Below are 12,950 nucleotides of genomic sequence, written 5' to 3'. Positions count from 1 at the left end.
GTCCTGCTGGTGCTGCGGCACGATCCCGCCGTGGGCCAGGTGTGGACGCTCAGCGAGGTCTGCTCCGCCTGTACCTCGAAGGCCGGCGCAGCGGCGCCCACATCGCCGGCCTTCGAGGTGCAGGCGGCCGACGTTGGCGCGGTCGTCGGCGAGCAGGGTGAGGATGGCGGCTGGGCCGGCCGCGTAGGTGGCGACGTAGCCCCCGGCCCCGCGCACGAGGAGTTCGCAGAACTCGCCGGACGCGGTGAGGTCCACCATGCGGTGGCCGACGCCGAGGGCTGCCGCGGTGAGGGCCGCGAGCCCCTCGGGCTGGACGCCGGGCATGTCCTGCGCGAGGACGAAACCGTCGACGCTGGCCGCCAGCGCCCCCGTCAGCCGGGGCATGCGCGTGCGCAGCCGGTGCAGTTCGTTCAGGACCTCGGCCTCGACGGCCATGACCAGTCTCCTTTCGCCTTGCGGCGCGTGTCGACGGCGCGGCGGACACCGGTCCGGCGGGGCCTGGTCGCGGGGCAGCACCGAGAGCGTGACCCCGAGGTTACGGAAAGTGGCGGTCCCGGGTGACGGCTTTGGCATTTTCCTCTGGAACGTGCGCGGCGGCTCCGGGGAGCGGCGCGGCGAGGGCGGCGCGCTCCCGGCACGGGGACAGGGCCCGCCCCGACGCGGATGGTGGGCGAGCCCTGTCCGCCGGGGTCGATTGTCGGGGCCCGCGGCGACCGGGACCACGGGTGCGCGCCCGCGTCCGGTGGTGAACACCGCACACCCCGTGTGCGGCCCTCGCACGGGTCACGGCGGGCACCGGGTTGGGCGTCCCCCGGCGGCACCGTTGACGCCCACGGTCCCTCCGGCGCGGCCACGCCGGAGGCGGTCGCCGCGCCGGTGCCCTGGGAGGAGCCCGTGACCAGCGCCGTCCGTCCTGTGAGATCCGGTCCCATCGGTTCGTCCTCCTGCGTACGGTCGGTCGGCCGGGGTGCTCTCCCGTCCGTCCTCGCCGGCCCCGTGGGCAGGTGCGGCGCGAAGGCGGCCGGTCAGGTGCCCCGTCCTACGCGTGACGCACGCCGCGGGTGGGAATGCGCACCACGACCCGATATGCGCCGACCCCGCCCGATCACCCACCCGCCGCGACGGCGATACTGACAGTCCCCCCGTCGCCCCGCTCCTCACGAAGGGACTCATGCTCACCTCCCCGACCGTCCCGGCCCCGACGCCCTCCACCGTGTGGCTGACCCGCGGCCGCCACACCGGGCCCGCCGCGCCGGACGTCCTGCGCAAGAACCTCCGGTCGCTCAAGGACAAGGGGACGCTCCACGATTTCCTGGAGCTCCCCGACGCCGAGACCACCGAGGGGGAACTGGTCTTCGAAGCCCGCTGGCAGGTGCCCGAGGAGGTCACCGTGCGGGCCCGCCTGACGCTCGGCGAGTGGTCCGGGCCCGGTCAGGAGTGGACGCTGGTCGCGGAGTCGGAGCGGCCCTGGGACCAGCGCTGGCCCTCGCCGGCGGCGGTGTTCTGGCCCTGGGACACGGACGGCCTGTGGGGCCACGAGACGGTGGCCGGCGGACGCTACCTCGACATCAGTCCGCTCCCGGCGGACGACAAGGAACTGCGGCGGGTGCTGCGCGCCGCCCAGCGGGACACCTGGACCGTCGACGTGGTGGTGCACGAGGCCATGACGCCGGACGAGCGGGGCCGCCGTTCCCTGATCCCGCTGCTGCCCGCGGGACTGCATCACCGGGTCGTGGAGCACCGGGTGGCGCCGCACCAGCTGCGCACCGCGAACTGGGCGCTGCGCGAGTTCGGCGTGGAGCTGCCCCGCGGCGGCGCGGTGGTGCTGCCGGGGTCGCCCGTCCCGGCCGGGTACGAGGCCGCCGGCTTCTCGGTGCGCAGTGTGTTCCTGGACGGCACGCACCCCACCGAGCTGCTGGACGCGGTGACGCGGTTCGCCGCCCTGCCCAGGCCGTTGCCGGACGGCGGCGAGGCCGCGCTGACCGCGCTGCGGGAGGAGTGGCGGCTGTTGACGCTGGAGGAGGAGCTGGCCCGTGAGCGCCGCCTCGCGGCCATGTACCGGGAGGCTCTGGAGGCGATGACGGAGTCCCGGGACCTGTACCGGGAGGCCGCCGAGCAGGCGCACGAGGCGCTGGCCGCCTACCGGGAGGCGGCCGCCGAGTCGGGTGGGCTTCCGCGGCCGCCCGCCAAGCCGGCCGGTTCGCCGTTCCAGCAGCTGGGCCGGACCCTGGAGCGCCTGCGAGGGACGGCGAAGGGCCTGCGGGAGCGCGACACCTCCAGCACTGCGATCGCCCGGACCGCGGGCGGCGAGGAGGACACGGCCGCCGGGAGGTGACCGGGTGCACCCCGCGCCGCCCGGTTCCTCCCGCCCGCGACGTGTCGAGTGCCGGACGTTCAGGCGCACTGGGTCGAGGAGGACGATCCGCACCTCAACCCCATGGGCAGCAAGGGCATCGGCGAGATCGGCATCGTCGGCACGGCCGCCGCGCTGGGCAACGCCGTACACCACGCCACCGGTGTGCGTCTGCGTGAACTCCCGCTCACCCCGGACCGCGTACTCACCGCCCTCCTGGAGGCCGGCCACTGAACCGGCGTCCGCCCCGCCCACCTGTGCGTGTGGTGGGGCCGGCGGCCGGGCGGGGTCAGTCCCGGGCGGGCAGTGCCGCGGTCTTCCGGTCGGGCGCCGGGGCGCGGGCCGGGCGGCGGCCGGCCAGGAGGTGGGCGAGGAGGGCCACCGTCACCGTCACCGCGGTTGCCGTGGCGAGGGGGCCCGCGATCCACGGCGGGGCGAGGGTCGCCTCGGTGAGCGGCAACAGGCCCACCACGTCGACGCGTCCCGCGGACACCTGGGCGCCCGCGAACACCGCCGGCACCAGCACGCCCGTCACCAGCAGCGGCAGGGCGGGCCGGCGCGCCAGCACCGGGGCGAGCAGGAGGCAGAGCCCGGAGCAGGGCCGGCGCGGTGGCGAGGGCGCCGACGGGCACGCCCTGCCGGTCCACGGGGACGTGGGCGACTCCGCAGAGCGCCGGCGTCACGGCGGCCGCCCAGTCCGTCCGGTCCGCCCACGCCGCCCACGGCGAGGGGGCGGGTGCGGCGGCTCCGGCCGGCGTCCGGCGGACGAAGGGTTCGGCGGACGAAGGGTTCGGCGGGCCTGGGCGGTGGGCCGCCGGCGACGTCGAACGCGGCCGGCAGATCCTCGGGGACCGGCTCCGCCCGGACCGGTGGCCGGCCGTTGCCGGGCCGCCCGTTCCTCGCGGTGCCGGCCGAGCCGGGTGACGAGTTCGGCGAGTTCCTCGACGGGACGGTGGGCGGCGGCGGCACGGACCGCACGGGCCCCGGGGTCCCCGGTGGCCGTAGGGTTCCGCGTCCGGCACCGGTCGTCCGCCCCCGGTCGGCGCGATTCTCCCGGCCCTGACGGGGCATTCGGCAAGCGACAACGGGGAATGCGACAGTGGGGAAACCACCGGCAGACCGCGCACAGGGAGGGCCCGTGGATGCGACCACCACGCTCGTCACCGTCGTCGCGGTAGTGGCGGTGGCGGTGTTCGCCGTGGCCGCCACCGTCATGGTGCGGCTGGTGCGGACCCGGCGCGGGCTGCGGCGGGCGGGCCTGCCGACCGGCCCCCGCTGGGTGTTCTGGGGCGCGGTCGCCTACTTCGTCCTCCCGGCCGACCTGCTGCCCGACCCGGTCTACCTCGATGACATCGGTGTCCTGCTGCTCGCCCTGCGTTCCCTGCGCCGCGCCCCCGACCGCGCGGGCATCGCGGACTGACCGCTCGGGAAGACTTTCGCTCCCCGCAGGGCTCATCACCCCTGCTCAGCTCTCTGTGCCCGGCCCGACCCGCCGATGATCACGGAGAGTAAGGAAACCAACCACCCGTTCGATTCGTATAAGTGACTGAAGGTCCCACCACCGCACCGAAGTTCGCACCAGCAGCGGGCCCGAGTGACGTCGCACAGCGGCACCGCTTGATCGACGCAGTACCGACGAGGGAGAGACGATGAAACCGTTCGCGCTCAACTACGCACGCCCGGCAGCGGAGTTGGAGTTCGCCACTCCGTACGCCTATGACCCAGGACTGCAGTTGAACGTGCTCCTCGACGGCCGGATCGCCGCTCGTGACCACGCCCTGCTGAGAGAGCTGGGGACGACGACCTCCACAGCGGGCTCCAAGACGCACTTCGACGACTGAGCGCGGGCGGCCGAGATGACCGTGCTCATTCTGACCAGTGAAGAGGACGTCACGGCGGACATGGTGGTCGTGCACCTGAACGCCGCAGGCGTTCCCGTCGTGCGCCTCGACCCCGCCGATCTGACCGGTTCCGTCGCGCTCTCCGGGGAGTACGTGCACGGTGCCTTCCGGGGCCATCTGTCGTCCGCGGGGCGGCTGGTGAGCCTGGACTCGCTGCGCTCCGTGTGGGTCCGCCGGCCCGGCGCGGCGGCTGCCCGCGCCCCCGAACCGTCCGCGTGGCTCACGGAGGAGGCCTCGCAGGCGCTGTACGGGATGCTCCGCGGCAGCCAGGCGCGCTGGATGAACCATCCGGACGCCTCCCGGCGGGCCCGGCACAAGCCCTGGCAGCTGCGGCTGGCCCAGCGCATCGGGCTGCCGGTGCCGGCCACGCTCATCACGACGTTCCCGCAGGCGGCGCGGGACTTCGCCGAGCGCTTCCCCGACCTCGTGGTCAAGCCGGTGTCCGGGGCACATCCGCAGGACCCGCCCCGGGCGGTGCCCACCACCCGGGTCCCGCCCGGCGCCGACTTCGCCGCCGTCGCCTACGGCCCGACGCTGCTGCAGCGGCGGGTGGCCAAGCGGGCCGACATCCGGCTGACCGCGGTGGGCGACCGGCTGCTGGCCGCCCGCAAGGCGACGTGCGCGGACGGCGACCCGGACGTGGTGGACGTGCGCTTCTCGCCGTCCATCGTGCCCTGGTGCCCGGTGAACGTCCCGCCACGCCTGGCCGAGGCCGTGCGCACGTATCTGCGCGATGCCGAACTGGCCTACGGCGCCTTCGACTTCGCGGAGGATGCCGACGGGACGTGGTGGTTCCTGGAGTGCAACCAGTCGGGCCAGTTCGGCTTCGTCGAGGTGGACACCGGCCAGCCGATCGCCCGCACCATCGCGCAGTGGCTGGCCGGGTCTCCCGCGCGGCAGGAGGCCCGGCCCGCGGACCGCTGCAGTTCGGCGGTGCCGTGAGCCGGGCCGGGGCGGGATCCCGCGCTTCTCAGACCGCCAGGGACAGTCCGCTCTCCCCGTCCAGCTCCCCGTCCAGCTCCCCGTCCAGCTCCCCGTCCAGCTCTCCGTCCAGGTCCGGGTCGCGCTCGCCCTCCCTGGCCGCGTCCTTGTCCTGCTTCGGCACCCGGGCCGCCGGCGGCCGTACCTCGGCGGCGAGCAGGGCGTCCGCCGCGGCGACCGCCGCACGGACGTCGGACGTGGCCATGAGGACGCACAGCGTGTAGACGACGTCCTCCAGCTCGCGGGCCGTGTTCGGTGTCTCCCGCTCGGCCTGAGCGATCCTCAGCGACGCGTAGCGGGTGAGCAGCGTCCTGACGGTCTTCGGGTCCGGAACGATCACGAGCGCCCCTTTCTCCAGGTGTGGTGCGCTGCGTGTGCCCGGACGTGGGCGGTTCATGCACGAGTGGGGCGCATGTCACCCTCCGGGGGCACGGTTTTCGCCACTTGGCCCTGCCCCCGGTCGATGGTGCCGACCTCGACTGCCGCCGCGGCGTCAGGCCGCCTGCCCGCTGTGCAGGGCCGTGTACGCCCCGCCCCCGCGCAGGAGTTCCTCGTGCGTGCCGGTCTCCAGGATCCGCCCCTCCCCCATGACCACGATCCGGTCGGCGCCGCGCACCGTGGACAGCCGGTGCGCCACCACGAAGGTGGTACGTCCGCGCAGCAGCCGGGCGAGGGCCTGCTGGACCAACGCCTCCGAGCGGGTGTCGAGCGCGGACGTCGCCTCGTCCAGGATCAGCACCTTGGGGTCCCGGATCAGCGCGCGGGCGATCGCCAGCCGCTGCTTCTGCCCGCCCGACAGCCGGGCCCCGCGCTCACCGACGAGGGTGTCGAGTCCCTGCGGCAACCGGTCGACGAACTCGGTGGCGTTGGCGTCGCGCAGGGCGGCGCGGACCGCCTCCTCGTCGGCCTCGTCCTCCATGCCGTAGGCGACGTTCTCGCGGATCGTGCCGTCGAAGAGGATCGACTCCTGGGGGACCACCGAGACGAACCGCCGGTAGGTGCGCAGGTCCAGGGTGTTCATGTCGGTGCCGTCGAGCAGCAGGCGGCCCGAGGTCGGCCGGATGAAGCCGATGACGAGGTTGAGCACCGTCGACTTGCCCGCACCGGAGGCGCCGACCAGGGCGACGGTCTCGCCGGGTGTCACGGACAGGGTGAAGTCGCGCACCGCGGGCCGGTCGGCGTCGTAGGCGTGTCCGACGCCCTCGAAGGTCACCGCGCCGTCCAGCGAGGCGAGTTCGGCCTTGCCCTCGTTGTCCTCCAGTTCGGGCGCCTGGAGAACCTCGCCGACCGAGCGGACCGACTCCAGGCCCTTGGTGATGACCGGTGCCAGGCCGGTCAGGGTGGTCGTGGAGTTGGTGAGGGTGGTGAGGAAGGCGCTGAGCATGACGACGTCACCGGCGGTGACGCCCCAGACCTCGTAGTAGGACACGAGGGCGGCGCCCGTCAGCACCAGCACGCCGACCACGTTGAGCACCACCCAGGAGATGGAGCCGAAGCGGCCGTTGACCAGGTCGAGGCGCATCCCGGAGGTCAGCAGGCGGCGCAGGGTGCCGTCCATGCGGGTGAGCGCCTTGCCCTCCAGGCCGTGGGCGCGGGTGACCGGGATCAGCCGGGTCATCTCCGTGACGCGTGAGGAGAGGGTCTCCACCTCGTGGCGGAAGTGCTCGTTGTGGGCGCGCAGCCGCGAGCGCAGCCGGGCCACGACGAACGCCGCGGCGGGCACCACGACCAGGAAGACGGGCACGAACTCGGGGGTGCGTACGGCGATGATGACGAGGCCGCCGATGAGTACCGTGGTCGCGCCGAGGCCGTTCTCCGCGGTCTGCTGCACCATCTGCTCGACGGCCTCGACGTCGCGGACCACCTTGGCCTGGAGCACCCCGGCGCTGACCCGTGAGTGGTAGCCGATGGACAGTTGCTGCATGCGCGTGCACAGGGCGGAGCGCAGGCCGGTGCCCATCCGCCGGACGCTGCCGTACAGGAGGCGGACGTACAGCAGGTGGAGCGGGTAGTTGACGATCAGGATGAACAGGATGACGCCGGTGGAGGTCCACAGGCGGGAGACGGGCCGGTGCTCGACGACGGTGTCGATGATGGACGCGGTGATGAGCGGCAGCAGCCAGATGGGGCTGTGCTTGACGGTGAAGACGACGACCGCGCCGGCCAGTCGGCGCCGGTCGGCGCGGAACAGGTAGGCGAGGGTGCGGATCGGGTGCTCGTCGCGGTAGCGGTGGTCGAGGGGTCTGTCGAGCGACGACGCCATCGGCGGAGGTCCTCCCCGGGGGTTCCCGGCTCGTGACTTCTCTTCGAAGTCGGGACATGACGAAGTCCGGTGCACCGGAAGGTGATCGCGGTGCACCGGACGTGTCCCAGCCTGACCCCGGCGGGCCTTCGAGGTCCAATGCGAGAAAGCGAACGCATTCAGCAGCGGGGCCGCTGAATGCGGGCCCGGATCAGGACTTCGACGTCAGGTACTCCTCCACGCCCGGCGCCTGGTGCGCGTCCTCGACGCCCACCACACCGCCGGCCGCCTTCGCGTCCGGCTTCAGCACGTACGTCGACAGCGCGGCGGGCCGGGCGACGTCGGAGAAGTTCTGCGGGCTGCCGAGGCCGGTGTCGACGTTCTTCTGCGAGCGGTGCGCCTTCACCACGTCCTCGCGGGCGAGGCTGCCGGCCTCGCAGGCCTTCTTCAGGTCGGCGCCCAGGAGCTGAACGGCGCTGTAGCCGGACAGCGCGCCGGCGTCGACCGGGGAGGCCGGGTACTTCTTGGTGTAGGCGGCGACCATGGCCTTGACGCCGGGGATGTCGGCGCTGACGGCCGGGGCGCCACTGACGATGTTCAGCATGGCCGTCAGGGCCGGCGCGGCGGGCGTCTTCATCAGCTGCGGTGCGAAGCCCGGGGCGCTGCTGACGACGGGCACGCGCAGACCCCGGGAGGCGGCGACGCCCACCAGGGACGCCGTCTGGGCGGGCCCGGCGCTGATCAGGATGGCCTTCACCCCGTCCTTCTTCAATGCCGTCACCTGGGCGGAGAGGTCGGTGTCCGTCGCCTTGATCTTCTGCCCGGAGACCTTCAGGCCGGCCTTCTCCGCCGCCCAGGTGGAGCCCTGGAGGGCGTTGGCGCCGTAGTCGCCCTCGAAGTAGACGTGCCCGATGGTGTCCCCCTTTGCCAGGCCCTTGGTGCGGGTCAGGAAGTCGACGGCGGCGATCATGTCGAGGTCGTAGGTGGTGGCCATGACCTGGACGGAGTCCTTGCCGAGCAGGGAGGCGGCCCATGCCTGCGGGTAGGTGAGGAGGTGGTCGCGCTCGATGTCGTCGAGGAGGGCGGCGACCACCGGGGAACCGATGACCTGGGGCAGGGCGACGACGTCCGGGGAGATGTCGGCGTAGGCGGTGACGGCCTTCTGGACGTCGTAGCCGTGGTCCTTGACGACGATCTCGACCTTGCGGCCGCATATGCCGCCCTTGGCGTTGGTGTCGTCGGCCCACATCTGCTGGGCCTGCACGATGGACTTGCCGAGGGTGGCGTAGGGGCCGGTCAGGTCGGTGAGGGCGCCCAGTTTGATGGCCTTGTCGGTCACTCCGGGTCCGGACTTGACGCCGTCGGCGCCGTCGGAGGTGCTGTCGCCGTCCGCTTTGGAGCTGCAGCCGGTGGCCGCGATCAGCAGGGCAGCCAGTGCCGCGGTGAGGGCGGTGCCGCGGGTGCGGTGCTTGGGATTCACGGGGTGTGCTCCTTGGCTCGTGCGGGTGTGGCGGGTGAGGTCTCGGTGGTGGGTGGCGGGGGTGCGGACGGCGGCCGGCCGGGTGACCGGGCGGGCCGCAGTCGGGCGCGGACGCGGCGGGACAGGCCGTGCAGTCCGTCAGGGGCGTACAGGAGGATCACGACGATCACCGCGCCGTAGAGGTAGCGGGCCGCCTCGGTGGGGCCGAGGGCGCCCTCGCCTCCGGTGCCCGGGGCGGCGACCAGGGGGAGCTGGTCGGCGTACCGGGTCATCAGCAGGGGGAGCGCGGTGACGAAGAAGGCTCCCGCGGTGGCTCCGGCGACCGAGCCCAGGCCACCGATGACGATCATGGCGAGGTAGTCGACGGAGAGGGCCAGGCCGAAGTAGTCGGGCACGACCCGGCGGAAGGACAGGGCCAGCAGGACCCCGGCCAGGCCGGCGTACATCGACGACACGACGAAGGCGGCCGAGCGGTAGCGGGCGACGTTCACGCCCATGACGGCCGCCGCGGTCTCGCTGTCGCGGACGGCCGACAGGGCCCGGCCGGGGCGGCCGCGCAGCAGGCCGCGCGCGGTGAACCAGGTGAGGGCGAACAGGGCGAGACCGAGGTACCAGAGGCGTTCCTCGGCGCCGAACGGCACGCCCAGCACGGTGAGTTCGGGATCGTCGGCGGTGAACCCGAACCCGCCCAGGGTGAGTGGCGGTACCGAGCGGCCGTTGAAGCCGCCGGTGACCGAGTCGGCGGTCAGCAGCAGGTGGTGGCCGAGGAAGACCAGCGCGAGGGTGGCGATGCCCAGGTAGATGCCGCGGACGCGGCCGGCGACGGGGCTGAACAGGCCGCCCGCCGCGCCCGCCAGCAGGACGGCCAGGACGACGGCGAGCGCCGGGGGCAGGGCCGGGCCCGGGTCGCCGGCCAGCCAGGTGTAGCCGTAGGCCCCCACCGCGAGGAAGAAGGCGTGGCCGAGGGAGAGCTGTCCCGCGGTGCCGCTGAGCAGGCCGAGACCTACGGCGCCGATGGCGGCGGCGATCGAGAAGAGACCGATGCGCAGCCAGAAGGCGTCGAGGTAGAAGGGCAGGGCGCACAGGAGAAGGGCGGGCAGCAGCAGCTTGCCCCACTTCCGGACGAGTTCAGACACGGACCGCTCCCTTCGCGCCGAACAGACCGGTGGGCCGCACCAGCAGGACGACCACCATCACGGCGTACGGCGCGACATCGCCGAACCCTTCGCCGAGGACGTGCAGTTCGGACTGGTAGCCGGCCACCAGGGCCTCGGTCAGGCCGATCAGCAGGCTGCCCGCGAGGGCGCCGGGCGGCGAGGCCATGCCGCCGAGGATGGCGGCGGGGAATGCCTTCAGGGCGATCTGACCGGTGGTGCGCTCCAGGCCTGGGGCCGGGAACGCGGCGAGGAACACGGCGGCGAGCGCGGCGAGCGCACCGGCCAGGCACCAGGCGAGCATGCGCACCCGGCTCAGCCGTACGCCCATCAGGGCGGCGGCCTCCACGTCCTCGGCCGCCGCGCGCAGGGACAGGCCCCAGGGCGTGAACCGGAAGAGGGCGAAGACCCCGGCGATGACGACGGTGGAGACGACGATCGCGGCGAGCCGGCTGTCGGCGACGGTCACCGGGCCGAGGCCGGTGACGGCGTCGCCCCACGGGTCGCCGAGGGTGAGGAGGTCGCCGCCGATGCGCCGGGACAGGTCGGTCACCAGGATGATGTCCACGCCGATGGTGACGATGGTCTGCACGTGCGCGGCCTTGGGGTCGGGGTCGCCCCGTTGCAGCAGCAGCCGGTCCAGCGCGCCGGCGACGGCCGCGGTCGTCAGGACGGCCACCGCGAGGGCGCCGGCGAAGCCGAGGTCGTCGTGGAGGACGGCGACCAGGTAGCCGCCGAGCAGGAGCAGCGAGCCGTGGGCGAAGTTGAGGACGCCGGAAGCCTTGAAGATGACGACGAAGCCGAGGGCGACGAGGGCGTACACGGCGCCCAGGGCGAGGCCGTTGAGGAGGGTGTCGAGGAGGGTGGTCACGGAGCGTTCTCCCCGGGGGGTTCGGTCACTGCGGTCTCTTCGGTGGACTCGGTGGACTCGGTGGACTCGGTGGGCTCGGTGGGCGTGGTGGGCTCGGTGGGCGTGGTGGTCTTGGTCGTCCGGGTGGTTTCCGTCGTCTCAGGGCTCTCCGGGGTCCCCAGCGCCTCCGGGGTCTCCGCGGTCCCCAGGGCCTCTTGGACCTCCGGCGTCTCGTCCGGCGCGCCGGTGCCCAGGTAGGCGCGCAGCACCTCGGGGTGGCGGCGGATCTCATCGGGGGTGCCGTGGGCGAGGCGACGGCCGAAGTCGAGGACGGTGACCTCGTCGGCGAGGCGCATCACGAGGCCCATGTCGTGTTCCACGAGGACGACCGACAGGCCCAGCTGCTCGCGGACCGTGCGGACGACGTCGGCGGTGGCGGCGCGTTCGGCGCCGTTCATGCCGGCCACCGGCTCGTCGAGCAGCAGCACACGCGGCTCCAGGCAGAGCGCGCGGGCGAGTTCGACGCGTTTGCGGTCGCCGTACGACAGCAGGGCCACCGGGGTGTCGACGTGGGCGCCGAGGCCGGTGAGTTCGGCGATCTCACGGACCCGGTCCAGGTGGGCGCGCTGTTCGCGCACGGCGCCCGGCAGGCGCAGGGCGCTGGCGGCGAAGCCCGCGCGGGACAGGGCGTGCCGGCCGAGCATGAGGTTGTCGGCGACCGTGCCCTCGGTCGTGACGATGTTCTGGAAGGTGCGGGCAACGCCCAGCGCGGCGATCCGGTGCGGGGCGAGTCCCGTCAGGTCGGTGTCGCCGAGCAGGACCTGACCGGCGGCCGGGCGGCACAGGCCCGACAGGACGTTGAAGCAGGTGGACTTGCCCGCGCCGTTGGGCCCGATCAGGGCGTGCACGGAGCCAGGGGTGACGGTGAAGGACACCGCGTCGAGGGCCGTGAGACCGGCGAAGCGGACGGTGACGTCCCGGACGTGGAGCGCCGGGGGTGCGGCCTGCGGACCGGCGGTGGGGCCGGTGGCCGTACGGCCGGTGGTGCGGATGTTCACGCGGCCCCCTGACCGGTGACGGGCTCGTCGGTGCTCTCGCCGAGGTACAGGCGGCGTACGGCGTCGGTGCGGGCGAGTTCGTCGGCGGGGCCGGACAGCCGGACCTCGCCCACTTCGAGGACGTGGGCCTGGTCGGCGAGGGACAGGGCCATGCCGGCGTTCTGCTCGACGAGCAGGACGGCGGTGCCCTGCTCGTTGATCTCCCGGATCACCTCGGCGATGCGGAACACCATGCGCGGGGCGAGGCCGAGGGACGGTTCGTCGAGCAGGAGCAGGCGGGGCGCGGCCATCAGGGCGCGGCCGATGGCGAGCATCTGCTGCTCGCCGCCGGACAGCAGGCCGGCCGCCTGTCCGCTGCGTTCGGCGAGGACCGGGAACAGGCCGTACACCCGGTCGCGGGACTCCCGCACCAGCGCGGGGGCGCGCCGGCCGAGGCCGAGACCGCCGGCGCGCAGGTTCTCCTCGACGGTGAGACCGGCGAAGACCCGCCTGCCCTCGGGTACCTGGACGACGCCGGCACGGACGGCCGCGACCGGGTCGCGCCCGTCGAGGGCCGTGTCGCCGTAGCGGACCCGGCCCGCGGTGATGGTGCCGCGGTGCAGGCGCAGGGTGCCCGAGACGGCCCTCAGCAGCGTGGTCTTGCCCGCGCCGTTCGCGCCGAGCAGTGCGACGACCGCACCGTGCGGAACGGTCAGGGACACGGAACGCAGGGCCGACAGGGCTCGCCCGTACATGACGTCGAGCCCTTCGACGTGCAGTGCGGGCGGATCCTGCGGTGGTGCTTCGGGCATCGCGGCTCCTCGGGTCCGTGCCGGCCGGTCACGGCACTTCGGCGTGGTCTTGCCCGCGCCGTTCGCGCCGAGCAGTGCGACGACCGCACCGTGCGGAACGGTCAGGGACACGGAACGCAGGGCCGACAGGGCTCGCCCGT

At 73.6% G+C, this 12,950-nt stretch carries 12 protein-coding genes and 2 pseudogenes; 5 read left to right on the top strand and 9 right to left on the bottom strand.

Features of this window, described 5'->3' with window-relative positions; all coding sequences use genetic code 11:
* On the bottom strand, positions 1-435 hold a 435-nt coding region (locus P1P75_RS33305), incomplete at its 3' end, for a roadblock/LC7 domain-containing protein (RefSeq protein WP_319262583.1).
* A gap of 736 nt (positions 436-1,171) precedes the next feature.
* Here P1P75_RS33305 and P1P75_RS33300 point away from each other — a divergent pair.
* Both P1P75_RS33300 and P1P75_RS33295 read left to right on the top strand, forming a co-directional pair.
* Positions 1,172-2,335, top strand: coding sequence for a hypothetical protein (locus P1P75_RS33300; RefSeq protein WP_319262581.1), 1,164 nt, complete (start codon positions 1,172-1,174; stop codon positions 2,333-2,335).
* 48 nt (positions 2,336-2,383) lie between these two features.
* Positions 2,384-2,587 (top strand): annotated as a pseudogene (locus P1P75_RS33295) (xanthine dehydrogenase family protein molybdopterin-binding subunit); the annotation flags it as partial.
* A gap of 55 nt (positions 2,588-2,642) precedes the next feature.
* On the opposite strand, the gene P1P75_RS33290 reads toward P1P75_RS33295, so the two are convergent.
* Positions 2,643-2,921 carry a hypothetical protein gene (locus tag P1P75_RS33290; RefSeq protein ID WP_319262579.1) on the bottom strand — a complete coding sequence of 93 codons (279 nt, stop codon included), beginning with the start codon at positions 2,919-2,921 and terminating at the stop codon, positions 2,643-2,645.
* 570 nt (positions 2,922-3,491) lie between these two features.
* Between P1P75_RS33290 and P1P75_RS33285 the strand changes: the two genes are divergently transcribed.
* The 3 genes from P1P75_RS33285 (at position 3,492) to tgmB (ending at position 5,196) form a co-directional block, all read left to right on the top strand.
* Complete coding sequence (locus P1P75_RS33285; protein ID WP_266466151.1) at positions 3,492-3,773, top strand: DUF1232 domain-containing protein; 282 nt, start codon at positions 3,492-3,494, stop codon at positions 3,771-3,773.
* A 229-nt stretch (positions 3,774-4,002) separates the two neighbouring features.
* Positions 4,003-4,194, top strand: a complete 192-nt coding sequence (tgmA, locus tag P1P75_RS33280; protein WP_086773196.1) for a putative ATP-grasp-modified RiPP — start codon at positions 4,003-4,005, stop codon at positions 4,192-4,194.
* A gap of 15 nt (positions 4,195-4,209) precedes the next feature.
* A complete protein-coding gene (gene tgmB / locus P1P75_RS33275; RefSeq protein ID WP_319262578.1) occupies positions 4,210-5,196 on the top strand; it encodes an ATP-grasp ribosomal peptide maturase in 987 nt (328 codons plus the stop codon).
* A 187-nt stretch (positions 5,197-5,383) separates the two neighbouring features.
* Here tgmB and P1P75_RS33270 read toward each other — a convergent pair.
* The 7 genes and pseudogenes from P1P75_RS33270 to P1P75_RS33240 form a co-directional block, all read right to left on the bottom strand.
* Positions 5,384-5,575: pseudogene (locus tag P1P75_RS33270) on the bottom strand (DUF5133 domain-containing protein); the annotation flags it as partial.
* A gap of 153 nt (positions 5,576-5,728) precedes the next feature.
* Positions 5,729-7,498: an ABC transporter ATP-binding protein gene (locus P1P75_RS33265; protein WP_319262576.1), complete on the bottom strand. Its 1,770-nt coding sequence runs from the start codon at positions 7,496-7,498 to the stop codon at positions 5,729-5,731.
* A 190-nt stretch (positions 7,499-7,688) separates the two neighbouring features.
* A complete protein-coding gene (locus P1P75_RS33260; protein ID WP_319262574.1) occupies positions 7,689-8,957 on the bottom strand; it encodes an ABC transporter substrate-binding protein in 1,269 nt (422 codons plus the stop codon).
* On the bottom strand, positions 8,954-10,093 hold the full coding sequence (locus tag P1P75_RS33255; protein ID WP_319262573.1) for a branched-chain amino acid ABC transporter permease: 1,140 nt from the start codon (positions 10,091-10,093) through the stop codon (positions 8,954-8,956). Before P1P75_RS33255 ends, P1P75_RS33260 begins: the two co-directional genes overlap by 4 nt.
* Positions 10,086-10,982 carry a branched-chain amino acid ABC transporter permease gene (locus P1P75_RS33250; protein WP_086773202.1) on the bottom strand — a complete coding sequence of 299 codons (897 nt, stop codon included), beginning with the start codon at positions 10,980-10,982 and terminating at the stop codon, positions 10,086-10,088. Before P1P75_RS33250 ends, P1P75_RS33255 begins: the two co-directional genes overlap by 8 nt.
* Positions 10,979-12,013, bottom strand: a complete 1,035-nt coding sequence (locus P1P75_RS33245; RefSeq protein ID WP_319262586.1) for an ABC transporter ATP-binding protein — start codon at positions 12,011-12,013, stop codon at positions 10,979-10,981. The genes P1P75_RS33250 and P1P75_RS33245 overlap by 4 nt, the downstream gene beginning before the upstream one ends.
* Positions 12,014-12,015: 2 nt before the next feature.
* Positions 12,016-12,810: an ABC transporter ATP-binding protein gene (locus tag P1P75_RS33240; RefSeq protein ID WP_319262584.1), complete on the bottom strand. Its 795-nt coding sequence runs from the start codon at positions 12,808-12,810 to the stop codon at positions 12,016-12,018.
* Positions 12,811-12,950 lie beyond the last annotated feature (140 nt).

The organism is Streptomyces sp. ID05-39B (assembly GCF_033794725.1).
GTDB lineage: Bacteria > Actinomycetota > Actinomycetes > Streptomycetales > Streptomycetaceae > Streptomyces > Streptomyces bobili.
This window is presented reverse-complemented; position numbering and strand designations above follow the sequence as displayed.

Excerpts from the sequence above, each read along its gene's own strand:
- P1P75_RS33300 (WP_319262581.1), top strand. The coding sequence starts at position 1,172 with ATGCTCACCTCCCCGACCGTCCCGGCCCCGACGCCCTCCACCGTGTGG.
- tgmA (WP_086773196.1), top strand. The coding sequence starts at position 4,003 with ATGAAACCGTTCGCGCTCAACTACGCACGCCCGGCAGCGGAGTTGGAG.
- tgmB (WP_319262578.1), top strand. The coding sequence starts at position 4,210 with ATGACCGTGCTCATTCTGACCAGTGAAGAGGACGTCACGGCGGACATG.
- P1P75_RS33265 (WP_319262576.1), bottom strand. The coding sequence starts at position 7,498 with ATGGCGTCGTCGCTCGACAGACCCCTCGACCACCGCTACCGCGACGAG.
- P1P75_RS33240 (WP_319262584.1), bottom strand. The coding sequence starts at position 12,810 with ATGCCCGAAGCACCACCGCAGGATCCGCCCGCACTGCACGTCGAAGGG.